Source organism: Prevotella sp. CAG:255, assembly GCF_000431195.1.
Lineage (GTDB): Bacteria > Bacteroidota > Bacteroidia > Bacteroidales > Bacteroidaceae > Prevotella > Prevotella rara.
This window is the reverse complement of the sequence record NZ_HF986805.1, coordinates 30,988-55,625: the sequence shown is the minus strand read 5'-3', so window position 1 is coordinate 55,625 and position 24,638 is coordinate 30,988. Positions and strand designations below refer to the sequence as shown.

The 24,638-nt window shown below is 39.1% G+C and carries 15 protein-coding genes and 1 pseudogene; 5 read left to right on the top strand and 11 right to left on the bottom strand.

The window, feature by feature from the left end; genetic code table 11:
- The first annotated feature begins 17 nt into the window (after positions 1-17).
- The gene (xylA, locus tag QVO66_RS06340; protein WP_021854600.1) at positions 18-1,334 is read left to right on the top strand and encodes a xylose isomerase; all 1,317 of its coding nucleotides are present in this window, start codon (positions 18-20) and stop codon (positions 1,332-1,334) included.
- Positions 1,335-1,566: 232 nt separating this feature from the next.
- Here xylA and QVO66_RS06335 read toward each other — a convergent pair whose 3' ends face one another.
- Genes QVO66_RS06335 through QVO66_RS06325 form a run of 3 tightly spaced genes read right to left on the bottom strand, consistent with a single transcriptional unit; the run spans position 1,567 to position 4,844 of the window.
- A complete protein-coding gene (locus QVO66_RS06335; protein ID WP_021854599.1) occupies positions 1,567-2,664 on the bottom strand; it encodes a GDP-L-fucose synthase family protein in 1,098 nt (365 codons plus the stop codon).
- A gap of 2 nt (positions 2,665-2,666) precedes the next feature.
- On the bottom strand, positions 2,667-3,752 hold the full coding sequence (gene gmd / locus QVO66_RS06330) for a GDP-mannose 4,6-dehydratase (RefSeq protein WP_021854598.1): 1,086 nt from the start codon (positions 3,750-3,752) through the stop codon (positions 2,667-2,669).
- Between the two features lie 21 nt (positions 3,753-3,773).
- Positions 3,774-4,844, bottom strand: a complete 1,071-nt coding sequence (locus tag QVO66_RS06325) for a mannose-1-phosphate guanylyltransferase (RefSeq protein ID WP_053398108.1) — start codon at positions 4,842-4,844, stop codon at positions 3,774-3,776.
- 438 nt (positions 4,845-5,282) lie between these two features.
- Between QVO66_RS06325 and fucI the strand changes: the two genes are divergently transcribed.
- The 3 genes and pseudogenes from fucI (at position 5,283) to QVO66_RS06310 (ending at position 10,734) form a co-directional block, all read left to right on the top strand.
- Positions 5,283-7,058 carry an L-fucose isomerase gene (gene fucI, locus QVO66_RS06320; protein WP_021854596.1) on the top strand — a complete coding sequence of 592 codons (1,776 nt, stop codon included), beginning with the start codon at positions 5,283-5,285 and terminating at the stop codon, positions 7,056-7,058.
- Positions 7,059-7,637: 579 nt separating this feature from the next.
- The gene (gene fabD, locus QVO66_RS06315) at positions 7,638-8,525 is read left to right on the top strand and encodes an ACP S-malonyltransferase (protein WP_021854594.1); all 888 of its coding nucleotides are present in this window, start codon (positions 7,638-7,640) and stop codon (positions 8,523-8,525) included.
- 9 nt (positions 8,526-8,534) lie between these two features.
- A pseudogene (locus tag QVO66_RS06310) lies at positions 8,535-10,734 on the top strand (alpha-amylase family glycosyl hydrolase).
- A 67-nt stretch (positions 10,735-10,801) separates the two neighbouring features.
- Here the strand turns inward: QVO66_RS06310 and QVO66_RS06305 are convergent.
- The 4 genes from QVO66_RS06305 to QVO66_RS06290 all read right to left on the bottom strand — a co-directional run bounded on the left by QVO66_RS06305 (position 10,802) and on the right by QVO66_RS06290 (position 17,238).
- On the bottom strand, positions 10,802-12,376 hold the full coding sequence (locus QVO66_RS06305) for an Rne/Rng family ribonuclease (RefSeq protein WP_053398124.1): 1,575 nt from the start codon (positions 12,374-12,376) through the stop codon (positions 10,802-10,804).
- A gap of 253 nt (positions 12,377-12,629) precedes the next feature.
- On the bottom strand, positions 12,630-12,911 hold the full coding sequence (locus tag QVO66_RS06300; RefSeq protein WP_021854589.1) for an HU family DNA-binding protein: 282 nt from the start codon (positions 12,909-12,911) through the stop codon (positions 12,630-12,632).
- 405 nt (positions 12,912-13,316) lie between these two features.
- Positions 13,317-15,731, bottom strand: coding sequence for a ferrous iron transport protein B (gene feoB, locus QVO66_RS06295; RefSeq protein WP_021854588.1), 2,415 nt, complete (start codon positions 15,729-15,731; stop codon positions 13,317-13,319).
- 277 nt (positions 15,732-16,008) lie between these two features.
- Positions 16,009-17,238: a DUF4861 domain-containing protein gene (locus QVO66_RS06290; RefSeq protein ID WP_021854586.1), complete on the bottom strand. Its 1,230-nt coding sequence runs from the start codon at positions 17,236-17,238 to the stop codon at positions 16,009-16,011.
- Between the two features lie 295 nt (positions 17,239-17,533).
- Between QVO66_RS06290 and QVO66_RS06285 the strand changes: the two genes are divergently transcribed.
- The gene (locus QVO66_RS06285; RefSeq protein ID WP_021854585.1) at positions 17,534-18,340 is read left to right on the top strand and encodes a gliding motility protein GldB-related protein; all 807 of its coding nucleotides are present in this window, start codon (positions 17,534-17,536) and stop codon (positions 18,338-18,340) included.
- Positions 18,341-18,484: 144 nt separating this feature from the next.
- On the opposite strand, the gene rpiB is transcribed toward QVO66_RS06285, so the two are convergent.
- The 4 genes from rpiB to araA form a co-directional block, all read right to left on the bottom strand.
- Complete coding sequence (rpiB, locus tag QVO66_RS06280) at positions 18,485-18,925, bottom strand: ribose 5-phosphate isomerase B (protein WP_021854584.1); 441 nt, start codon at positions 18,923-18,925, stop codon at positions 18,485-18,487.
- A gap of 2 nt (positions 18,926-18,927) precedes the next feature.
- Entirely contained in the window at positions 18,928-20,946 is a 2,019-nt protein-coding gene (locus tag QVO66_RS06275) for a transketolase family protein (protein ID WP_053398111.1), read from the bottom strand.
- A gap of 398 nt (positions 20,947-21,344) precedes the next feature.
- Positions 21,345-23,018, bottom strand: coding sequence for a ribulokinase (locus tag QVO66_RS06270; RefSeq protein ID WP_021854582.1), 1,674 nt, complete (start codon positions 23,016-23,018; stop codon positions 21,345-21,347).
- Positions 23,019-23,022: 4 nt separating this feature from the next.
- Positions 23,023-24,564: an L-arabinose isomerase gene (gene araA / locus QVO66_RS06265; RefSeq protein WP_021854581.1), complete on the bottom strand. Its 1,542-nt coding sequence runs from the start codon at positions 24,562-24,564 to the stop codon at positions 23,023-23,025.
- Between the last annotated feature and the right edge of the window lie 74 nt (positions 24,565-24,638).

The window sequence follows — 24,638 nt, the reverse complement described above, 5'->3', positions numbered from 1 at the left end:
ATTAATAAATAACGGTTATGGTAAAAGAGTATTTTCCGCAGATAGGAAAAATTAAATTTGAAGGTAAGGATAGTAATAATCCTTTAGCTTATCATTATTATGATGCTGAAAAAGTAATAATGGGTAAGAAGATGAAAGATTGGTTGAAGTTTGCAATGGCTTGGTGGCATACATTAGGCGCAGCAAGCGGTGACCAGTTTGGTGGCGGGACACGTACATATGCATGGGATGAAAAAGCTGATGCAGTTGAGCGTGCTAAGGACAAGATGGATGCCGGATTTGAAATAATGGACAAACTTGGCATAGAATATTTCTGCTTCCATGATGTTGACTTGGTTGACGAGGGTGAGACTATCGAGGAATATGAAGCTCGTATGAAGGCAATCACTGATTATGCTCTTGAAAAGATGAAGGGCACAAATATCAAATTGCTGTGGGGTACTGCAAACGTTTTTGGTAATAAGAGATACATGAATGGTGCTGCAACTAATCCTGACTTTGATGTTGTTGCACGTGCCGCTGTGCAGATAAAGAACGCTATTGATGCAACAATAAAGCTTGGAGGTGCTAACTATGTATTCTGGGGTGGTCGCGAAGGTTATATGAGCCTTTTGAATACTCAGATGCAGCGTGAGAAAGAGCATCTTGCAAATATGCTGAAAGCTGCTCGTGATTATGCTCGCTCAAAAGGATTCACAGGAACATTCTTGATTGAACCTAAACCAATGGAACCGACAAAGCATCAGTATGATGTTGATACAGAAACTGTTATCGGATTCCTCCGTGCACATGGTCTTGAAAAAGATTTCAAGGTTAATATTGAGGTAAACCATGCAACACTTGCAGGTCATACATTTGAGCATGAACTTGCTGTTGCTGTTGACAATGGTATGCTTGGAAGCATTGATGCTAACCGTGGTGATAATCAGAACGGATGGGATACAGACCAGTTCCCAATTGATAACTGGGAGCTTACTCAGGCAATGATGCAGATTATTCGTAATGGCGGATTAGGAAACGGTGGTTCTAACTTTGATGCTAAATTGCGTCGTAATTCAACAGATCCAGAGGATATCTTCATTGCTCATATCAGCGGAATGGATGCTATGGCCCGTGCTTTGGAGAATGCAGCAAATCTGATTGAGAACTCTCCAATTTGTGACATGGTTAAGGAGCGTTATTCTTCATTCGATTCTGGTAAGGGTAAGGAATTTGAAGAAGGCAAACTTTCTCTTGAGGATATTGTTGCATATGCAAAAGAGAAGGGTGAGCCAAAGCAGACTTCTGGCAAGCAGGAGTTGTATGAAACTATTGTTAGCTGGTATTGCAAATAAATATTGAATTAATAGATGTTGTGCAGACGATATAAAACGGCTGCACAACATCTTTTGGCGTATTTAATGTCATTGCAGATAAGTTCATTTGTCTAAAATGACGACAGCCGCAAAGAAAAATCCATATCAACATTCAGTGCTGATATGGATTTTTATTTTGTTTCTACCTATTGTCTTGCCAATCTATATTGGTAAACTTGTTCCTTATAAGTAAATATGGCTATTTATAAATTCAGTTTTTATGATTGATGCAAATTCCTAGTTTGTACCATTCGTAAAGCTTGTGGATGCCCTCATCTATCTCTATTTTATGATGCCATCCAAGATTGTGCAGTTTTGTAACATCTGTAAGCTTTCTTGGAGTTCCGTCTGGTTTTGTCGCATCCCATAATAGTTGTCCTTTAAAGCCAATTTCATGCATTACTTTTTCTGCAACATCACGTATGCTTATTTCTTTGCCTGTGCCGACATTAATGTGACAGTTTCTGATTTCTTTATCATTAGGCGAGTATGTGTCTTTGAAATCTACGTTTAATAAAACATAAACGCTTGCGTCTGCCATTTCTTCACTCCAGAGAAATTCTCTCATTGGACTTCCTGTGCCCCATAATGTTACGGCCTGTGGCGTTATTCCGAATTTATCAAGAATATTTAGTATTTCCTCATTCGTGTTTTGTCCACATACTCCTTCAACAGGTCTTAAGTTTAAGTCTTTACGAACAGCTTCCCAATTGTTTTCGTTAAGGCATTTTGCCAAATAAATTTTACGTAACATAGCAGGCAGAACATGACTATTTTCAAGATGGAAGTTGTCGTTTGGACCATATAGGTTTGTCGGCATTACTGCAATGTAATTGCATCCATATTGCAGACTGAAACTTTCACACATTTTTAAACCCGCAATCTTTGCTATTGCATATGGCTCGTTTGTGTATTCAAGTTCAGATGTTAGCAGGGCATTTTCCTTCATGGGCTGTTGTGCCATTTTTGGGTAAATGCATGTACTTCCTAAGAACAACAATTTTTTAACATTGTGCTTGAAACTTTCGCCAATGACATTTTGTTGTATTTGAAGATTTTGATAGATGAAGTCTGCCCTGTAATTAAGGTTGGCCATGATGCCTCCAACATGTGCAGCTGCTAACACTACAGCTTCAGGACGTTCTTCGTCAAAAAATCTTTTAACAGCAACTGGGTCAAGTAAGTCTAGTTCCTTATGCGTGCGTCCAACCAGATTGTTATACCCCCTTTGCTTAAGATTATTCCAAATTGCAGACCCCACTAGTCCGTGGTGGCCTGCAACGAATATTTTTGTATTTTTGTCTAACATCTTTATTCTGCCATTTGTGCTTTGATATAGAGTTTTTTCACAAACTTCATATCATGTTGTACCATTATTCTTATTAATTCATGGAATGATGTTTTTGTTGGATTCCATCCGAGAATCTTTTTTGCCTTTGCCGGATTTCCTAATAGTTGGTCTACCTCACACGGGCGGAAGTATTTTGGGTCAACTTCAACTATTGTCTTGCCAGTCTTGGTGTCAATACCTTTTTCGTTGACACCTTCACCTTCCCAACGGAGTTCTATGCCTGCTTCTTTGAATGCTAATGTACAGAATTCTCTTACAGTGTGCATTTCTCCTGTAGCAATGACAAAGTCGTCCGGCTCTGGTTGCTGTAGAATGAGCCACATGCATTCAACGTAGTCGCGTGCATATCCCCAGTCTCGTTGTGCATCAAGATTGCCGAGATACAATTTGTCCTGGAATCCTTGAGCAATACGGCAGGCTGCAAGAGTTATTTTTCTTGTAACGAAGTTTTCTCCTCTGCGTTCACTTTCATGGTTGAAAAGAATACCATTGCAACAATACATATTATAGCTTTCGCGGTAGTTTTTCATAATCCAGAAACCATAGAGTTTGGCTACAGAATACGGAGATCGGGGGTAGAATGGGGTTGTTTCAGTTTGCGGCACTTCTTGAACTTTTCCATAAAGTTCAGATGTAGAAGCCTGATATATTCGGCATGTCTTGTCTAGTCCGCAAATGCGTACTGCCTCAAGCAGTCTTAATACGCCTACAGCATCTGTATCTGCTGTATATTCTGGGACATCGAAAGAAACTTTAACATGACTTTGTGCCGCTAGATTATATATTTCGGTAGGTTTGATTTCTGCAATTATACGTATTAATGATGACGAGTCGGTCATATCAGCCCAATGCAGGTTTACAAGTCTTGATTTCTTCATGTCTCTCACCCATTCATCAAGGTATAGATGTTCAATACGTCCGGTATTGAATGAAGACGAACGGCGGAGCAGTCCATGAACTTCGTATCCTTTTTCAATTAGAAATTCGGCAAGGAAAGAACCGTCCTGACCGGTTATACCGGTAATTAATGCAATCTTTTTTTCCATTTTAATCTTTTGTGTCTTTAATTATTTATTGTCGCTTGAAAATTGTTTTATACGCTGTTCTTCAGACAACTTGCAAATTAAAAGCTTGTTTCCGTCGTCTGCAACAATGTATCCGTCTAGTCCTTGAATAACTACTTTCTTTTTGTCTAGAGTATGTACGATGCAGTTGTGGGTATCAAAAAGCGAGACATTTTCTCCAATTACTCCATTGCCGTAAAGATCTTTTTTTGTTTGAACAAGCAATGAGCCCCATGTGCCGAGATCGCTCCAGCCAAAATCAGCGGGACATACGAATATTTCCTCGGCTTTTTCCATAATTGCATAGTCAACCGATATGTTTTCGCACTCAGGGAATCTTAAGTCGATTTCTTCCTGCTCTTTAGGAGTGCCATATACAGGCTGCAGGCTTTCGAAAATTTTGCTTATTGCAGGCTGATAAATGCGGAATGCATTTACGATAGTGTTGACGCTCCAAATGAATATTCCTGCATTCCAGAAATAACTTTTGTTTTGGATATATTTTTTTGCTGTTTCTAAGTCTGGCTTTTCTCGGAAAGAATCAACTCTGAATATTTCTTTGTTCCGTGGAGAGCATGACGACAGGTCTGCCTGAATATATCCATAACCTGTTTCCGGGCGCGTAGGCTTCATTCCAAGAGTTATTATCGCATCTGTTTCACTAGTGAATTTGAGGCATTGAGATATGACTCTTTTAAACTCTTCGCAATTTGTAACTATATGATCGCTTGGTGTGACAACAATATTGGCATTACGGTCTTTGGATTTTATTCTCCAACTCACGTATGCTATACATGGAGCAGTGTTGCGTCTGCATGGCTCACATAAAATGTTGGTAACCGGAATTTCCGGTAGTTGTTCTAAAACTAAGTCTTTATAGCTGCGGTTTGTTACAACCCATACGTTTTCAGGAGAACATATTCCCTTGAATCTGTCGAATGTTAGTTGTAGCAGGGAGCGTCCTACTCCTAATACATCTATAAACTGTTTGGGTTTTTCTGTTGTACTCATTGGCCAAAAACGGCTGCCAACCCCGCCAGCCATTATGACTAAGTGATTATTATTATAAGCCATAAATTAAATAATGTAAAAATTATAACTAAGGCAAAAGTACTAAAAAATTAGATACAAAAGAAGGTTTTTGAAAAAAAACACTATTTGACATACGAATAATGTCTTTGCTGCCATAATTCTAAACTGGCGCTTATTTTGAAGACCAGTCTTTTACTGATATACTTTAAAACGTCGTATGTTGTTTATTTTCTGTATTTTATGTTATTTTGATATTTCTTTTGTTTAAGTAGATGGATGTGTCTGTTGTTAATAAATGTTATTGCTATTAAGGTTTATTTGTGTTTTATGTGTACTAATTCTAAGTTGGTTTATCAAAAAACAATGATTGGTTATTGTCGTATTTCTTATCTTTGTCGCCAAACAAGCACTTAATAAAGATAATATTTTTATTTTAGGTGAAGTTCTTTTGCTTATTTTAATAACAAAACCTGATATATAATGAAAAACTATCCAAAAATCGGAATTCGTCCAATTATTGATGGCCGTCAAGGCGGAATAAGAGAAAGTCTTGAGGAAAAGACCATGAATTTGGCAAAAGCTGTAGCAGAACTTATCTCTAATAACTTAAAAAACGGAGACGGTACTCCTGTTGAATGCGTCATAGCAGACGGTACGATAGGTCGCGTAGCTGAGGCAGCACGATGTGCAGAGAAGTTTGAAAATAATGGTGTGGGTGCCACAATTTCCGTTACATCATGCTGGTGTTATGGATCAGAAACAATGGATATGCATCCTTATTGGCCGAAAGCCGTATGGGGATTCAACGGTACGGAGCGTCCGGGAGCTGTTTATCTTGCTGCAGTCCTTGCTGCTCATGCCCAGAAGGGACTTCCTGCATTTGGTATTTATGGACATGATGTGCAGGACTTGGATGATAATACAATACCAGCTGACGTGGCTGAGAAGATATTGCGTTGGGCGCGCGCCGCTCAGGCTGTAGCAACCATGCGCGGCAAGTCTTATCTGTCTATCGGAAATGTTGCTATGGGTATTGCTGGAAGTATTGCCAACGCTGATTTCATGCAGGAATATCTTGGCATACGTGCAGAACAAGTGGATATGACTGAAATTCTGCGTCGTATGGACGAAGGCATCTATGATAAGGATGAATACAAGAAGGCCATTGAATGGGTTAAGAAATATTGTGTTCCAAATGAGGGTGAAGACATTGGAAATAGAGATGTCAAGAAAAAGAACCGTGAGGAAAAGGATGCCGACTGGGAGTTTGTCACAAAGATGACAATGATATTCAGAGACTTGATGACTGGCAACGAGAAGCTGCTAGAGGCCGGATTTAAGGAAGAGGCATTGGGCCATAATGCTATAGCCGGAGGTTTCCAGGGACAAAGACAATGGACCGACTATAAGCCTAATGGTGATTTCTCTGAGGCAATGCTAAATACGTCGTTCGACTGGAATGGTATACGCGAGCCTTACGTGTTTGCAACAGAAAATGATACATGCAATGGTCTGACAATGCTGTTTGAGCATTTGCTGACAAACCGCAGCGCTATATTCTCTGATGTCAGGACATACTGGAGTCCAGAGGCTGTTAAGCGTGTTACGGGTAAAGAACTTAGCGGACGAGCTTCTGGAGGTATTATACATCTTATAAACTCTGGTGCCACAACTTTGGACGGAACAGGCCAGTGTTGTGATGCCGACGGAAATCCAGTGATGAAGCATCATTGGGAACTTACAGACAAAGAAGTTGAAGCATGCCTTTCTGCTACTACATGGTATCCGGCAAACCGTGATTATTTCCGTGGCGGAGGCTTCTCATCCAACTTCCTGTCTAAAGGTGGCATGCCTGTAACTATGGCACGTCTTAACCTTGTAAAGGGACTCGGACCGGTGCTTCAGCTTGCTGAAGGATGGACGGTAGACATTGATCCGGAAATACATAAGATAATAGACAAGCGTACAGACCCGACTTGGCCAACTACATGGTTCGTGCCGCGTCTTTGTGACAAACCTGCCTTCAAGGATGTTTATTCTGTTATGAATAACTGGGGGGCAAACCATGGAGCCATCATTTATGGTCATATAGGTGCAGACCTTATCACTCTTGCGTCTATGCTCCGTATACCAGTTTGTATGCATAATGTTGATGACGACAAAGTGTTCCGTCCTGCAACATGGAATGCTTTCGGCATGGATAAGGAAGGAGCCGATTTCAGGGCATGTGCCAACTTCGGACCTCTTTATAAATAATTTTTTATAGGTTGAGAAAGTATCATTAGAGGGAGCGGGAACGGACTTTGTACGTTTCCGCTCTTTTTCATGTAGGTTTCTGCATTTTATGAATTTTATGGCCGTTATATCTTATTGGTTGGCGGAACGTTATGCATGTGCAATTGATTTTGTCTGTGTATATACATATTGTAGCTACCATGCTGTTTTCAAAGCTGTACGTTGTATGCGTTTTATCTGATATGTGTCCTTTCGCAGTGTAAAATGACGTCTTTCTGCCTTCAATTTGCCACCTTTTGCCGTATGAAACATGCCCTTTCGTAACTGCTTGAATATCAATGTTATATATGTCCTTATGAAATCCATTGATTTGATAACAGTAATCTAATGAATTTTCGTTCATAATTCAGTGAATTAGCGTTGTAAAATCATAATGTTTTGTTTGTCACTATTTTAATATAACTCATATTTCAGTTATGATGTAAGCTAAAGTCATTATAAATCGCTGATTGTCAGATTTATGACATGTCATCATTTGCATGTGTGCAGAAAATGTGTTAACTTTGCACCGCAAATTACAAATAGTAAATATTTAAAAATATGAAAGCATTTGTTTTTCCCGGACAGGGAGCACAGTTTGTAGGTATGGGCAAAGACCTGTACGAGAGTAATCCATTGGCAAAAGAACTTTTTGACAAGGCTAATGACATTCTCGGTTATAAGATAACAGACATCATGTTCAACGGAACAGATGAAGAACTTAAGCAGACAAAGGTAACTCAGCCTGCAGTATTCCTTCATAGTGTAATCAGTGCATTGTGCATGGGTGATGCTTTTGCTCCTTCAATGGTTGCCGGTCACTCTCTCGGAGAGTTCTCTGCTCTCGTTGCTGCCGGTGCATTGAGCTTTGAGGATGGACTTAAGCTTGTCTATGCTCGTGCAATGGCAATGCAGAAGGCCTGTGATGCTGCTCCTTCTACAATGGCTGCAATAATAGGTCTTCCTGATGAAAAGGTAGAGGAAATTTGTGCCGAAGTAAACAAGGAGGGACATGTATGTGTTCCTGCAAACTTTAACTGTCCTGGACAGCTCGTTATAAGTGGTAACATTGAAGCTATAAATGAAGCTTGTGAGAAGCTTAAGGCCGCAGGAGCTAAGCGTGCTCTTCCGCTGAAGGTCGGAGGCGCTTTCCATTCTCCTCTTATGCAGCCGGCTAAAGACGAACTTCAGGCAGCTATTGAGGCAACAGAATTCAGCGAGCCTAAATGTCCTGTATATCAGAATGTTGACGCTAAGCCTCATACTGATGCTGCTGAGATAAAGAACAATCTTATTGCACAGCTTACAAGTTCTGTAAAGTGGACTCAGTGTGTTCAGAACATGATTGCTGATGGTGCCGACGACTTTACTGAGTGCGGACCCGGCAAGGCTTTGCAGGGAATGATTGCCCGTATCGACAAAAATGTTTCAGCTCATGGCATTGCATAAACAGCAATGATGAAACATCATAAGATACTTATATATCAAATCTTTACGCGCCTTTTCGGCAACCGTTCATATAATTGCGTTGAAAATGGAACTCTTGCCGAAAATGGCTGCGGAAAGATGAGTTTTTTTGACGATTCGGTATTAAGACGTATAAAAAAACTCGGTGTAACACATGTCTGGTATACAGGTGTTATACGTCATGCTTCTAAAACAGACTATTCTGCATTTGGCATCCCGTGCCAGCATCCTGCTGTAGTTAAGGGTAGGGCAGGATCACCATATGCCATTGTCGACTATTATGACATCGACCCGGATTTGGCTGCTGATGTTGACAGGCGTATGGAAGAATTTGAGGCTTTGCTGCAGCGCAGCCATAAGGCCGGACTTAAGGTTATTATCGATTTTGTGCCAAATCATGTTGCACGCCAATATAAATCGGTAAAGAAGCCTGATGGGGTGAAGGACTTTGGTGAGACAGATGATGTTAACAAAGGATTTTATCCTGATAATAATTTCTATTATTGCCCTAATGAGAGCTTCGCTCCATATTTTGATTTAAAAGGTGAAGCAGATGATTCATATAGTGAATATCCTGCCAAGGCTACCGGAAATGACCATTTCGATAATCATCCTGGTATTAATGACTGGTATGAAACCGTTAAATTAAACTACGGTATTGATTATTGTGATGCAGGTGGCCGTTCTTATCATTTCGCTCCTGTGCCAGATACATGGCATAAAATGAGAGATATACTCTCGTTTTGGGCAGCTAAAGGTGTTGACGGCTTCCGTTGTGATATGGCAGAGATGGTGCCTTCCGAATTCTGGTATTGGTGTATTGGTAAGATAAAGACAGATTATCCTGATATAGTGTTTATTGGCGAGGTATATAATCCATCACTTTACAGGAGCTATTTGGGGAGCGGTTTCGACTATCTTTATGACAAAGTCGGCATGTATGATTGCCTTTGCAGAGTCATACGCGGAGAAAGTGCTGCTTCAGACATAACTTACCAGTGGCAGGCTGTTGACGATATAAAGGAGCATATGCTTTATTTTCTTGAGAACCATGACGAACAGCGCTTGGCCAGTGATTTCCTTTCTGGTAATGCATACAAGGCTTTGCCGGCTGTTGTTGTAAGTGCCTTGCTCTACAACAATCCGTTTATGTTATATGCCGGTCAGGAGTTTGGCGAACGTGGTATGGACAAGGAGGGATTTAGCGGCTTGGATGGACGCACTACGATATTCGATTATTGGACGGTTGCGTCTCTTTACAATGGGTATGTGAACAGACGTAAGCTTACATCAGATGAAAAACGTCTGGAAAAGGCTTATTCTGCCATTCTTAATATAGCCAAGAATGAAAAGGCTGTGAGTGAAGGCATGTTTTTTGATTTGATGTATGTGAATCCTAAAAGTGACATCTTTGATTCTCATCGTCAGTATGCTTTTCTTAGAAAGGCAGATAATGAGGTGTTGCTTGTTGTGGTTAATTTCTCAGATTCAGATGTTACATGTGGCGTAAATATACCCAGGCATGCATTTGATTATATGCAGATGGCAGAGAAATCTGTCAATGCAACTGATTTGCTTACAGACGACACTGTTATGCTGCCATTTAAGGCAGATTCTGCTGTAGAATTAAATATTCCTGCATACGGAGCTCGGATATATAAATTTTTAGTATAGAAATCATTATATCATACATCTTTCTATCAGTTCATAAATTAATGCCATGGCAGAAGATTATATTTTGAATGCGCACAATAAGGAAGAATTTCCACCTGCACATACTGCAGAACATCTTCTCAATCAGACAATGATACGAATGTTTGGTTGCGAGCGGTCAACTAATGCTCATATTGAGCGCAAAAAAAGTAAGATAAGTTATGTTCTTGACCATAAGCCTTCCCGTCATGAGGAACGTGATATTGAGAGGAAGATGAATGAGCTTATCGATGAGGACTTGCCTGTAAGTTTCGAGTTTGTCAATCGTGATAATGTGCCTGAGGGAGTGTCGCTTGACAGGCTGCCGGAAGATGCGTCTGAAACATTGCGTTTAGTCCGTATTGGCGATTATGATGTATGCCCGTGTATCGGTAAGCATGTGCGTTCTACGTCTCAAATTGGCCGATTTGAAATTCTAGGAACTAATTGGGATGAAGAGAAACATACTTTCCGTATAAGATTTAAAATTGTGCAATAAATAATCTTTAGCGATTTTGTAAGTCTTAGATATAAAAAAGATGTGCCCAAATATGGACACATCTTTTTTATTTTGTTTCAATTTCCTCCTGCATGTCAATAAAGTGCTTCTTGCTGTCATAAAATTCGTATTGCAAGAAGGCCATTTTCTGAGAAGGAATTACATGTACGCCCATGCCATATTTCATCTGCCATTTGCGTTTAAGGCTTATTATGCCTTGATTGATATATGCTGCTACATAGGGATGTACATGCAGATAGAATTTCTTAATTCCAATCTTATTGACTAGTCTGTCAATTTTTCTCTCAAGCTGGTCAACAAAAAGTATGCTGGATTTAATCGTTCCTTTGCCAAAACAAGTAGGGCAGGTTTCTTCCACATTAACATCCATTGCAGGACGGACTCTTTGGCGTGTTATTTGCATAAGTCCGAATTTACTTAGTGGTAAGATATTGTGTCGTGCACGGTCTTTTTGCATATTCTTGCACATTCGTTCATAGAGCAGTTGCCTGTCTTCGGCTAGGTTCATGTCTATGAAGTCTACAACAATAATACCTCCCATATCTCTTAAGCGCAATTGTCGTGCAAGTTCGTCTGCTGCGCCAAGATTAACATCAAGTGCATTGGCTTCCTGACCATTTGCGGAGCGTGTTCTGTTTCCGCTATTAACGTCTACAACATGCAGGGCTTCTGTGTGTTCTATAATTAGATATGCACCATGCTTGTAGTTTACAATTTTGCCAAAGCTCGATTTTATCTGTTTGGTGATGTTAAAATTGTCAAAGATCGGGACATTACCAGAGTACATCTTTACTATATTTGCCTTGTCCGGGGCAATTAGGGTTACGTAATGTTTTACTTCTTTGTAGACCTCTTCATCATTTATATATATATTTTCGTATGACGGATTAAACAGGTCGCGTAACAATGCAACGACACGACTAGTTTCCTCATATATTAGCTGAGGCCTTTTTTCTGTCTTTTGTACTTTAGTAATGGTTTCCTCCCAACGCTTTAAGAGAATCTTCAGTTCGGTGTCAAGTTCTGCAACTCTTTTGCCTTCGGCAACAGTACGTACAATAACGCCAAAATTTTTAGGCCTTATACTGTTGATTAGCTGTTTGAGTCGTGCTCGTTCCTCACCACTTTTAATTTTTGAAGAAACAGAAACTTTATCATTAAATGGTATCAGAACCAAATAACGTCCTGCAAAACTTAACTCACCAGTCAGTCTGGGACCTTTTGTTGATATTGGCTCTTTAACAATCTGTACCATCACCTCTTGTCCGACACGCAACGTATTCTGTATGCTTCCGTCTTTTTTCAAATCAGGAAGATGAGTCGCTTTTGACAAGGGGAAAAGTTTCTTTCTGTCGCTTTTTACTTGTTTTAAATACTTTTCGTATGAGTCAAATTGGCTTCCTAAGTCAAGATAATGGAGAAAAGCATCACGTTCGAAACCAACATCTACAAAACAGGCATTAAGCCCCGGCATCAGTTTTTTGACTTTTGCCATATAGATGTTGCCAACTGAGAAAGACGCTGAGCGCTGCTCAGTCTGATACTCTACTAGATTTTTATCTTCCAGCAGGGCAATCGAAATCTCTTTCTGTTGGACGTCAATTACAACTTCGCTGGTCATTTCTGGTTTTCTGAACTTAGTTTTGTCAAAAAAGAGGGCATGTCCACCGGTCGTTATAGGCTGTGATGACATGCCCTTTAATTTCTGAATTTACAGACTTATCGAAGCAATTTACTTGCTCTTATGTCTGTTCTTTCTTAATCTTTTTTTACGCTTGTGTGTAGCCATCTTGTGGCCCTTTTTCTTCTTACCGCTTGGCATAGCTTATAAATTTAAATGGTTTATATAATATTGTTAAATTAAAAATCCGCACTTATTCGCCTTTCATTTTGCTTACAAAGCTCTTCGCGGGCTTAAAGCTTGGAAAATCGTGAGCTTTAATAACTATTGTGGTATTCTTTGATATGTTACGTGCCGTTTTCTCGGCTCTATGCTTAACGATGAAACTGCCGAAACCGCGCAGGTATACATTTTCTTTCTTTTCAAGTAAGCTTGTTTTTATAACTTCCATGAAAGCTTCAACTGTTGCAGAAACATCTTTTTTCGCAATACCTGTTGATTCTACAATTTCCTCAATTATATCTGCCTTAGTCATTTTTATATGAATTTACTATTTATCGGTTCTTAACTTTTCATTTGGGCGTGCAAATATAATAGTTTTTGTTGTGAAACGGAAATTTATTTTGCTTTTTTTGCGATTTTGGAGTCTTAAATATGCTCTAAATCACTAACTTACATAATTTTGTCATTAATTATGTGTCGCAAATTATATGAATATTATTTTTATTGTAAGTTATTAAAAAGTGATTTTACGTTTCCGCATAATATATGGTTATTATTATATTTTATTGGTTTTTAATTGTTCTGTTTTTCATTATCCTTACTTTTTGAATTATTCAATTTGCTTTTCTGTCTGATTGGCATTAAACAGAACCGCCTTAACATCTGATAGAATGTTAAGGCGGTTGATTTGTTTATAATTTTTTACCTTATTTAGTTCCTATAAAATCAGGCTGCCTATTTGGTAACAGCATGCAGAAACGCACCATGCTAGAAATGTTGTATAAACCATTGTAAATATTGGCCACTTCCAACTACCGGTCTCGCTTTTTATTGCTGCAATTGTTGCTATACAAGGGAAATAAATCAATACAAATAGCAAATACGAAAAGGCAATGAGCGGAGTTATTCCGTCCGCCTGCATCTTTTTATTCAGGATTTGATATTTTTCAGATTCATTGGATACATTATCGTCATCGGCATAAAGTACACCCATTGTTGATGCTATGATTTCTTTTGCGCCAACTCCTGCTACAAGACTAACGTCAAGTTTCCAGTCGAAGCCTTGTGCCCTGAATATAGGTTCAATTGATTTTCCGATGACTCCAATATAGCTTTGTTCTTTTTGTTCTTGATTGCTTAATTGTTCATTATGAGGGAAATAACCTAAGGCCCATACTATTAGACTTGCAACGAGAATTATTCCTCCCATTTTTTTTAGGTACTGCTTGCCTTTTTCCCAAGTATGGCGTAGTATGGCTTTTGCTGTAGGAAATCTGTATGGAGGCAGTTCCATGACGAAAGGAGTGTCGTCTCCTTTAATAAGCCATCTGCTGAATATGCGGCTCATTAGCACAGCCATAGCTATGCCGATGACATAAAGGGATATCATGATGAGCGACTGATATTTTACTGCAAAGAATGTACCTATAATCATTATGTAGATAGGTAGGCGTGCGCTGCAGCTCATAAGCGGCAATACCAATATCGTAATTAGTCGGCTGCGTCTGTTTTCGATAGTTCGTGTTGCCATTACGGCTGGTACGTTGCATCCAAATCCCATGATAAGCGGAATGAACGATTTACCGTGCAGTCCCATCTTGTGCATTACTTTATCCATGATGAAAGCAGCGCGGGCCATGTAGCCAGAGTCTTCCATGAATGAAATTATAAAGTATAAGATCAATATTTGAGGAAGAAATACGATTACGGCCCCAACACCTGCTATTGCCCCGTCAATAACCATGGCTTTAAGTGGGCCGTCCGGCATTATAGATCTCATGAATTCACTTATGAGATTTACACCACTTTCAATCCAGTCCATAGGGTATTGGCCTAACGTGAACGTAATTTCAAACATTAGGTACAAGAATATGAAAAATAGTGGGAAACCAATGTATTTGTTTGTTATTATGGCGTCAAGGACATGAGTAAGCTGATATGTGTCTGTTTTGTTTCCTTCTTCACAACCTGCTTCTTTCATGGCTCCATGTATGATGCCATATTTTGCATTCATTATGGCTGTTTCGCTGTCTTCTCTGGTTTCTTTGAGAATTAGTTCAGCTGCGTTGTCCCGAATTTTTATGATATCTTCTCCGTTTGGAAGGTCTTTTACCTGAGTTTCTATTTTTGAATCTTTCTCAAGTAACTTTATTGCCAGGAAACGTGTTGAATATTTGTAACGGATTTGTTCGTTTTTTTGTATTTCCTTTTTTACATCGTCAATTGCTTGTTCTATGTATTTTCCATGATTTAAATGGATGTGTCTGAGATTGTTCTTTCCCGGTTCGGTAACACCTTCATATACGTTTATGACAGTTTTGAAGAGTTCGTCAATGCCGCGTCCGGTTTTAAATACTGTAGGGACAAATGGCATTCCGAATAATTCACCGAGTTTATCGTAGTCAAGTTTGTCCCCTCTAGATTCAAATTCGTCGAACATGTTTAATGCTCCGACAATTTTGAGATTCATGTCAACCAGTTGTGTCGTAAGGTAGAGGTTTCTTTCAATGTTGCTTGCATCAATAACATTAATAATGACATCAGGAGTATTGTCGATTATTTGTTTACGTACATATAATTCTTCGGGGCTATATGCTGAAAGTGAGTATGTGCCAGGCAAATCTACCAGATTGAAGCGATATCCATTGTATTCAGCGTGTCCTTCTTTGGCGTCTACTGTAACACCAGAGTAATTGCCGACTCTTTCGTGTGCGCCAGATGCAAAATTGAATAAAGATGTCTTTCCGCAATTGGGATTACCTACCAAAGCAACGTTTATTGTATGACTTTTTTCCAATGCAACTTTGTGGAGCATTTCATCTGTGAGCAGATAGTCTTCATCTGCTGTTTGAGATATGTTTGTCATTCCCAACTTCTTCGCCTCTTCTTCTTCTAGCTGCGGGGCGTTGTCGGCCGGTATGATCTCAATCATTGCGGCTTCTGTATGCCGTAATGAGATTTCATACCCCATTATTTGATATTTCACGGGGTCCTGAAGTGGAGCGTTAAGCAGTACTTTGACGATTTTTCCTCTGATGAATCCCATTTCAACAATGCGTTTGCGAAATCCACCATGTCCCATTACCTTAACAATAACACCTCTTTCTCCTGTCTTTAGTTCTGATAATCTCATCTTTTTGCCATTTTAATAAGTAATGCAAAAGTAACAAAAAATAATGATTTCGTATTTATATTTTAGTAAAATACCTATTAATGATGATAAGTTAGTTAATGTGTTGCCTATATTTTTATTTTTGGCTATAGATTATCATTATGCAATGGTAATATTTTGCTTTTCTTGAAGCCTAAGGAGAGTCTGATGTCGTTTTGGTAAAAATGTTTTGCAGGAAAAGGAATGTGAAATAATTGTCGCACATCCTTTTCCTGCAAAATTGTTTATAATTAATTTCTTATTGTTTAGAAATGATAATCGGGTTTTCTTGTTCCTTTTTCCATTCTTTTAAATAGTCAAACCATTTTTCTGCATTGTGAAAACCGAACTTTTCATTGTCACTGCAGAATGTGATTTTATAGTTTATCTCATTAGTTTTTGAACTAATTACGAAAGCATAGTTGTCTTTATTGGCGCCTTCTTCGCTGATAATGTATTCTTGTGGTATGTAAATTCCCAAGCCTACTGTTTCGCGCTTATGTCCTGCGCTGTCTTTTTCAGATACAGGCCAATCTGTTCCCCAACATCCACGTAAACCTTGTTTGTCTGAAAATTCCTTTGAATTTTTTACGTTTATTATACCTGTAGAGAATTTATACTTATCTACATTTTTATTGAATGTAGCTTTGACATAGCATTCTCTTCTTCTAGCATAAAGAATGTAAAGAGTGGTCATGTCTATTGGTTCCTGACCAGGTTGCGGACGCCATGCAACATCCTTAACTTCAACAATTGTACGTAATGGGCCGCGTGAAATGATGCGTTGGCTTCTTTTGTCAACATCAGTAAGCATTGTTGGCTTACTTCCGTCCCAACCTCTAAGTGTGCCTAAGCCTAACGTAGAACCTACCCATAGTACATCATCTCCGAAACCTGCTTTTTTCTGATCTTTGTCAGGATAGAATTGTGTTTGTTTTAATTCCAGACCTTTGTTGTATTTTCCGTAGATGTCAACAGTTTGTCTATGGTCGAAATAGATTCTGTATGCGACCATGTCGTTCTCAAAAGCAGCTCCGTGGTGATGTAAGGACCAATAAGGATTCACGTCTCTATCTACAGTTAGATGAGAAATATATAAGTTCTGTTTATTGCTTTCTTTTATTTTTTTATTACTCAAAAGCATTTCTACATAAACTTCCGATGGATATTCCTTGGGCAGTCCTTCATTGGACAATGTGATATTTATTTTTTTTGAAGATTTTTTTTCAATATCAGTAATGAAACAGAGTTCATCCATTATGCCATCCTGGTTAATGTCGTCAAGCTGACATGGTATTTCTTTACCTTCACATTTTACTGTTGCTGACCTTACATTGTCTGTGTTATAGTCCTTCAGGTTGAGCACTATTGGCTCATTGAGTTTTGGTGTTTTGGAATTGTTTGTAACTGTAATTGTGATGTCTTTCTGGGAAAATCCAGGAATACTGAGCAGCAGAGTTATTACGCCTGTTAATATTTTTTTGTTCATAGCAATTAATTTTTATTCAATGCAAAGATACGTCTAAATAATTTAAATGCAAAATTGAAATTGGCTTATAACAAATATTGTTGTATTATATGTATAAAAACAAAGTTGATTTATGCTTTTGTTAATGTTAGTTGTTTATTAATAAATGTGGAATATAAATTCATTATTGTTGACTGATTTTTATAAAATTAAAGTTAAATTGCCGTTTTTTAGAGTTTAATTTAATTTTTTTAGCTAATATGTTTGGGGATAATTAGTTTTTTACTAACTTTGCAGGGTAAAAGATTAATGTGTAGTGAAGTTTTCCAAATGGTTATTAGTATTATCAGTTTTTCTTCTTGAGGCATGTGAGCTTAAATTGAAGCCTTTTGAAGATGAGAGCGTCAAGCAACGTATTGAGGTATGTCGCTATGACCGCTTGGAAAGTCAGTATCTTACGACTGGAGATTTTTCTGCATTACAGCAGATGAATACAGACTTTCCTATGGAAACGAGAACATTACTTGAGGATGTTTTGAGAATTGGTGAGGTAAATGATCCGCAGATTAATCACAAGTTTTTGGCATTTTATCAAGATTCTACGCTTCAGACAATATTATCAGATGCAGAGGCTCAGTATGCAAATATGGATGATATAAACAAACTGTTAAACAGTTCGTTTGACCGTCTTAAAGTTTATATTCCAACGTTACCGATACCTCAGATATATGCTCAAATTGGTGCGTTAGATCAAAGTATTGTTGTTGGAAACCAGACCATAGGCATCTCATTGGATAAGTATTTGGGTAAAGATTATCCTTTATATAAAAAATATTATTATCCATCACAGATCAAGACAATGACGCGAGATAATATTGTACCTGATTGCCTTAATTTTTATCTTCTCAGTCTTTATCCTATGCATGATTTCGAATCACGTACCCAGCTAGAGAGAGATTTGCATATAGGAAAGATTATGTGGGTTTGTAATATTGCTTTGGGATATAAATTTTTTAAATCCCGTTATGTCAATATGATAGACCAATATATGAATAAAAATAAGTCAATTTCAATAGAAAATCTTCTTAAGAACAATGATTATTCGTACATCATAAAGATGTAGAATGTAAATTTTGATATTGGAATATTTTGAAATTTTATATATTCAACAATATAAAAATACCCAAGAGTACGTTTTCGTATCTTGGGTATTTTTATATTGTTGAATTTTATCAACTCTCTTTAATTATATCAGGGGCGCTAATTCTTATTTTACAGGAATTTTCTCAATTCTTCTCTGATGGCGTCCACCTTCAAAGGCAGTCTTAAAGAATACATCAAGTATTTTTTCAGCTGTTTTATTGTCAATAAAACGTCCAGGTAATACGATTACATTTGCATCATTATGTTGGCGTATGAGTTCACTTATTTCAGGTGACCAAACCAAGCCGGCACGAACACCCTGATGCTTGTTCAATGTAATAGCCATACCTTCACCACTTCCGCAGATACCAATGCCTGGATATACTTCTCCGCTTTCAATTCCTTCAGCCAAAGGATGTGCAAAATCGGGGTAATCACAGCTCATGTCACTATATGTGCCATAATCTTTATACTGATAGCCATGGTCTTCCAAATATTGGATGACAAACTTTTTTAACGGAAAGCCTGCATGATCGCATGCTAGTCCTACAGTCTTGATGTCCATAATTATTCCTCCATAAATAATTTAACCTGTTTGTATACGTTTTCGGCTGTATATCCGAGTTTTTCATCCAATACTTTATATGGTGCTGAGAATCCGAAGCTTGGCATTCCAAATACTTTACCATTGGCACCTACCAAACCTTCCAATGTTACAGGCAGACCTGCTGTCATGCCAAATATTTTGGCGTTTTTAGGAAGTATGCTTTCTTGGTATTCTTTGCTTTGATTGCGGAAGAGACCTTCACTAGGAACGCTTACGATGCGGATCTTTATTCCGTCTTTACGGAGAAGTTCTGCACCGGCAACCAATGTTGATACTTCAGAACCGTCAGCTAAGAGTATTACATCGAAGTCTTCATCTGAACCTGCGACAACATATGCTCCCTTGCGTGCCTGTTCGTAGTCATTTCCAGCCGGAAGTTTTGCGATGTTCTGGCGTGAGAATATAAGTGCTGTAGGCGTTTCCATATTTTCCATGGCCATAGCCCAACATACTGTTGTTTCATCTGCGTCAGCAGGACGGAAGACTCTTACGCTGTCTTTTCCATGATGGTTTTTGAGTTTTTCCATCAGTCTGATTTGTGCTTCCTGCTCAACAGGTTCGTGTGTAGGTCCGTCTTCACCTACTCTGAATGCATCGTGTGTCCAAATAAATTTGATTGGCACTTCCATTAATGCTGCCATACGTACAGCAGGTTTCATGTAATCAGAGAATACGAAGAATGTTCCACATGCAGGAATTACGCCGCCATGGAGATACATACCGATACACATGCATGCCATTGTGAGTTCGCTTACACCAGCCTGGAAGAAAGCTCCGCTGAAATCATCTCTTACCATTGATGATGTCTTTTTCAAGAAACCGTCAGTCTTGTCGCTATTTGACAAATCGGCAGATGAACAGATCATATTAGGAACTTGTTCTGCAAGTACGCCAAGGCATGCGGCAGATGCTGCACGTGTGGCCGATCCTTCTTTCTGAACAACAGCACTCCAGTCTACTTTAGGAGCATTGCCGCTGAACCATTCTTTCATCTGTGCAGCTTTTTCAGGATTTGCTTTTGCCCATGCTTCTTCTTCAGCATGACGTTTTGCTACAATTTGCTTTAATTCTTCTTTGCGTCTTGCATATAATTCCTGTACTTCGGGGAATATCTGGAATGGGTTTTCAGGATCACCTCCAAGGTTCTTTATTGTATTTACATATGCATTTCCGCCAAGAGGTGCACCATGTGTCTTGATACTGTGCTCATAGCTTGTGCCGTCCTCTTTAAGTGCACCTTTACCCATTACGGTTTTTCCGATGATGAGGGTAGGGCGGTGTTCTTCTTTTTGTGCCTGTTTTAGGGCCTCACGTATTTCGTCAACGTCATTTCCGTTTATTTTAATTACGTTCCATCCCCAAGATTTGTATTTCGCTTCAGTGTCTTCGTTCATAACAACACCACATTCTGTTGAAAGCTGGATGTCATTTGAATCATAGAACATAATAAGATTGTTCAGACCAAGTGTACCTGCAAGACGGCCTGTACCTTGTGATATCTCTTCTTCTATACCACCATCAGAAATATATGCATATATTTTGTGCTGCATAACTTCTTTTCCAAGACGTGCTTCTAGAAATTTTTCTGCAACAGCGGCACCGGCAGCAAAAGTATGTCCCTGACCAAGAGGACCGGATGTGTTTTCTATACCGCGCTTAACGTCTCTTTCAGGATGTCCAGGAGTTGGTGAATCCCATTGACGGAACATGGCTAGTTCTTCCAATGTGAATTTCCCTTGCAGGCATAATGCGCTGTATAGCATTGGAGACATGTGTCCTGGATCGAGGTAAAAACGGTCTCTGCCTTCCCATGAAGGATTTTCAGGATCGTATACTAAAAACTCTGAGAATAATACATTGATAAAGTCTGAACCTCCCATGGCACCTCCGGGGTGTCCTGAGTTTGCTTTTTCTACCATAGATGCAGCGAGAATACGTATGTTGTCTGCTGCTTTGTTCATTAATTTTTTATCGTTCATTATATTTAGTATTAAATTTGATGATTTTCGGGTTATATCTAATAATTTGAAATTATCTTACTTATTACATGCAAAGATAGTTAAATCTTATGATAAAACAAAAGAAATAGACGTTTAAACTTCAATAAAGTTAATAATGATTTTATCCGCTTTTCAGCAATTGTTTTTATAAGATGATGCCTTATTGTTTATGGTTGCTATTTGCGTTTAATGATAAATGTCTGTTGGTTTTATTTTCATTAATTTACTCCATACGAAATGTGGCATTTGGGCTTGCGATATGATATGTTTCTTCATCTAAAAGATAACCGTTTGACTTCTAAAAGGAGTCTGTTTAAAATGTCACAATGAAAGTGGCGTTAATGTCTGAGTGACAGACACTAACGCCATCTTAGACCCTAGAATAGCTCTTTTTCTGTAAATTGTCCGAGTTTTAGATATTTTTTGTATATATCCTCGTATGCTTTTACATTTTCAGGCTGTGGAATATATTCTTTAGAGAATCCGCTATTCATATTTTCTATTGCATCTTCAACTTTCTCATATATTCCTGCTGCTGTTGCTGCAAACATTGCGGCTCCTAATGCGCATGCTTGGTCTGTATTGCAAACTTTTATTGGCTTATTGATGACATCACACATTGTCTGCATTACAAATGGTGATTTAAGCGCGATGCCTCCAATGCCTATGACATTGTCGATTACTATTCCTTCGCTTTCAAATCTGTCAACAATAGCTTTTGTTCCATATGCCGTGGCTTCTACTAATGCACGGAAAACTTGTGGGGCATTTGAGCCTAGAGTGAATCCGGCAATTGTTCCTTTTAGCAACTGATTCGCATCTGGAGTGCGTCGTCCGTTTATCCAGTCGGTTGCGATCATCGTGCTTTCGCAGACAGGTATTTTTTCTGCTTCTTCGGTTAGTTTGACGATAATTTTATCGCAAGTTTTTTCAACAATATAGTCAATTTCTTCTTTAGATAATTTATCGCCGATTGTTTGAGGCAGGATTTCTCTTACGGGGAATTCAAGTATTCTTCTGAACATGGCATAGACATCGCCAAAACTTGACTGACCTGCTTCAAGGCCAACCATTCCGGGAATTACGCTGCCATCAACTTGTCCACAGATACCTTTTATGCATTTTGTACCGATTTCATCATATGATGCAACCATAACGTCGCATGTTGATGTTCCTATTACACGTACAAGCGTATGAGGAGTAACTCCGGCACCAACAGCACCCATATGACAATCGTATGCGCCTCCGGCAACAACAACATCTTCATTAAGTCCTAGACGCTCTGCCCATTCTTTGCATAGATGTCCGACAGGTTTATCTGCAGTTTCTGTCTCCTCGAACAGTCGGGCACGGAATCCGGCAAGTTTAGGCTCTAATGAAACAAGAAAATCTTCAGAAGGAAGACCTCCCCATTCTTTATGCCACATTGCCTTATGGCCACATGCACAGCGGCTGCGGACAATGTCTTTTGATTTATTTACACCGGTCAGTACAGCTGGCAGCCATTCACAATATTCAACTATTGAATATGCCTTCTGAGCAACCTTGCTGTCTTCACGTAAGATGTGCATCGCTTTTGCCCAGAACCATTCAGCAGAATATATGCCACCTTCATATTTAGCATAGTTTATTTCTGACTTTGCACATGCTAAGTTTATCTCTTCAGCTTCTTTTACTGCAGTATGGTCTTTCCATAATACAAACATTGCATTTGGATTGTCCTCAAATTCTGGCAGCATTGCCAATGGAGTGCCAGTCTCGTCTGTGAAGGCAGGTGTTGATCCTGTTGTGTCAAAGGCAATTCCGACAACATTCTTGGCAACTTCTTGTGGACATTGGCTTAAAGCATCTTTTACCGTGCCTTCCAGCACCTCAAGGTAATCCTTGGGATGCTGGCGCCATTGGTTCGTTTTAGGGTTGCAATATAATCCTTGTTTCCATCGTGGATAATATTGTACGCTGGTTGCTAATATTTCACCCGTTGTAGCATTTACAACTAAAGCCCTGGCTGAATCACTTCCGTAATCAAGGCCTATAACGTATTTTGTCATAAAACTACAGCAAAGCTTTGTTCAACATATAATAAACTTCATTGAAACGCAGTTCTTTACGGAACTCATCAACCTTTGTATTTTCATTGATGAATACACACTCTATTCCTGCAATTTCTGCATAATCCTGCCAATATTCTTCAGTAAGATCGTATGAGAAACAGCTGTGATGTGTGCCTCCTGCGTATATCCAGCATCCTGCTCCAACTTCAAAGTTGGGTTGAGGAATCCAAAGTGCTGATGCAACGGGGAGTTTAGGCAATGCCTTAGGTTCGATGCATTTTACATCGTTTACAATCATTCTGAAGCGGTTGCCGAGATCTACTACTGTTGCAGTAACACCAGTTCCTACTTTTGAAGTAAATACAAGACGGGCGGTCTGGCTCTTTCTTACTCCTATGCCAAGGAAATGAACTTCAAGTCGTGGCTTAGATGCTGCAATCAGAGGTGACACTTCCAGCATGTGTGACTGCAGGATAGAACTCTGTTCACCGTTAAAGTTGAGCGTATAGTCTTCGAGGAACGAACAGCCGTTAGGCATGCCTTGTGTCATGACCCAAATACTGCGGTATAAGGCTGCTGACTTCCAGTCGCCTTCTGCGCCAAAGCCATATCCTTCAGCCATGAGTCTCTGTGAGGCAAGTCCTGGAATCTGATCGAATCCCATTCCGCTTTTTTCTACGTCTACGTCACCAAGGTCATCAAAGTTTGTTGTGAAGCCTTTTGCACCTTTGGCTTTCAGTATGGCACGTAAAGCGAGTTCCGCTTTTGCTGCATTCCATACTTTCTTATATGCTTCGCTTGTCTTATCCTCAAGTGAACTGTCATGGTCGTATTCATTGAAATATGTAGCAACCAGATTGTCAACATCAGCGTCCTTTATTTCTTTAAAATAGCTAAGTACTTCGCTGAATGGACAATAATCTACATGATAGCCTAAAACCTGTTCTGCTGCAACCTTGTCGCCGTCAGTAACAGCTACATTATTCATCTGGTCGCCGAAACGCAGGATTAACATGTCTTGTGCATCTGCCCATGCTGCACATACACGTTCCCATACAGCAATATGGTCCTGTGTCTTTTCTTCTTTCCAGTATCCAACTACAAGTTTTCTCCTTATGCGCATACGTGATATTATGTGACCGAACTCTCTGTCTCCGTGAGCACTCTGGTTGAGGTTCATGAAGTCCATGTCGATAGAATCCCATGGAATTTCGGCATTATATTGTGTATGCAAGTGGAGTAGTGGCTTGTGAAGTATCTGAAGTCCGTGTATCCACATCTTGGCAGGAGAGAATGTGTGCATCCATGTTATTACACCGATACATTTTTTCTCATTGTTGGCAGCTGCGAAAAGTTCTGAAACTTCTTTGCTGCTATTTGCGGTTCCCTTATATACCACTTTAATTGGAAGTCTTCCTGAATCGTTTAGTCCGGCAACCATTTCTTTTGAATGTCCGTCAACTTGTTTAACTGCATCACCTCCATATAGAAGCTGAGCACCTGTTATAAACCAAATTTCGTAATTTTCGAATGCTTTTATCATAGTTGTAATTACTTTTTTATGTTATTAAATTTTATTTCTTTTGTCCGTAATATGCGTTTGGTCCGTGTTTCCTG

Coding starts and splice junctions, on each gene's coding strand:
- xylA (WP_021854600.1), top strand. CDS start 18: ATGGTAAAAGAGTATTTTCCGCAGATAGGAAAAATTAAATTTGAAGGT.
- QVO66_RS06335 (WP_021854599.1), bottom strand. CDS start 2,664: ATGTTAGACAAAAATACAAAAATATTCGTTGCAGGCCACCACGGACTA.
- gmd (WP_021854598.1), bottom strand. CDS start 3,752: ATGGAAAAAAAGATTGCATTAATTACCGGTATAACCGGTCAGGACGGT.
- QVO66_RS06325 (WP_053398108.1), bottom strand. CDS start 4,844: ATGGCTTATAATAATAATCACTTAGTCATAATGGCTGGCGGGGTTGGC.
- fucI (WP_021854596.1), top strand. CDS start 5,283: ATGAAAAACTATCCAAAAATCGGAATTCGTCCAATTATTGATGGCCGT.
- fabD (WP_021854594.1), top strand. CDS start 7,638: ATGAAAGCATTTGTTTTTCCCGGACAGGGAGCACAGTTTGTAGGTATG.
- QVO66_RS06305 (WP_053398124.1), bottom strand. CDS start 12,376: ATGACCAGCGAAGTTGTAATTGACGTCCAACAGAAAGAGATTTCGATT.
- QVO66_RS06300 (WP_021854589.1), bottom strand. CDS start 12,911: ATGACTAAGGCAGATATAATTGAGGAAATTGTAGAATCAACAGGTATT.
- feoB (WP_021854588.1), bottom strand. CDS start 15,731: ATGAGATTATCAGAACTAAAGACAGGAGAAAGAGGTGTTATTGTTAAG.
- QVO66_RS06290 (WP_021854586.1), bottom strand. CDS start 17,238: ATGAACAAAAAAATATTAACAGGCGTAATAACTCTGCTGCTCAGTATT.
- rpiB (WP_021854584.1), bottom strand. CDS start 18,925: ATGGACATCAAGACTGTAGGACTAGCATGCGATCATGCAGGCTTTCCG.
- QVO66_RS06275 (WP_053398111.1), bottom strand. CDS start 20,946: ATGAACGATAAAAAATTAATGAACAAAGCAGCAGACAACATACGTATT.
- QVO66_RS06270 (WP_021854582.1), bottom strand. CDS start 23,018: ATGACAAAATACGTTATAGGCCTTGATTACGGAAGTGATTCAGCCAGG.
- araA (WP_021854581.1), bottom strand. CDS start 24,564: ATGATAAAAGCATTCGAAAATTACGAAATTTGGTTTATAACAGGTGCT.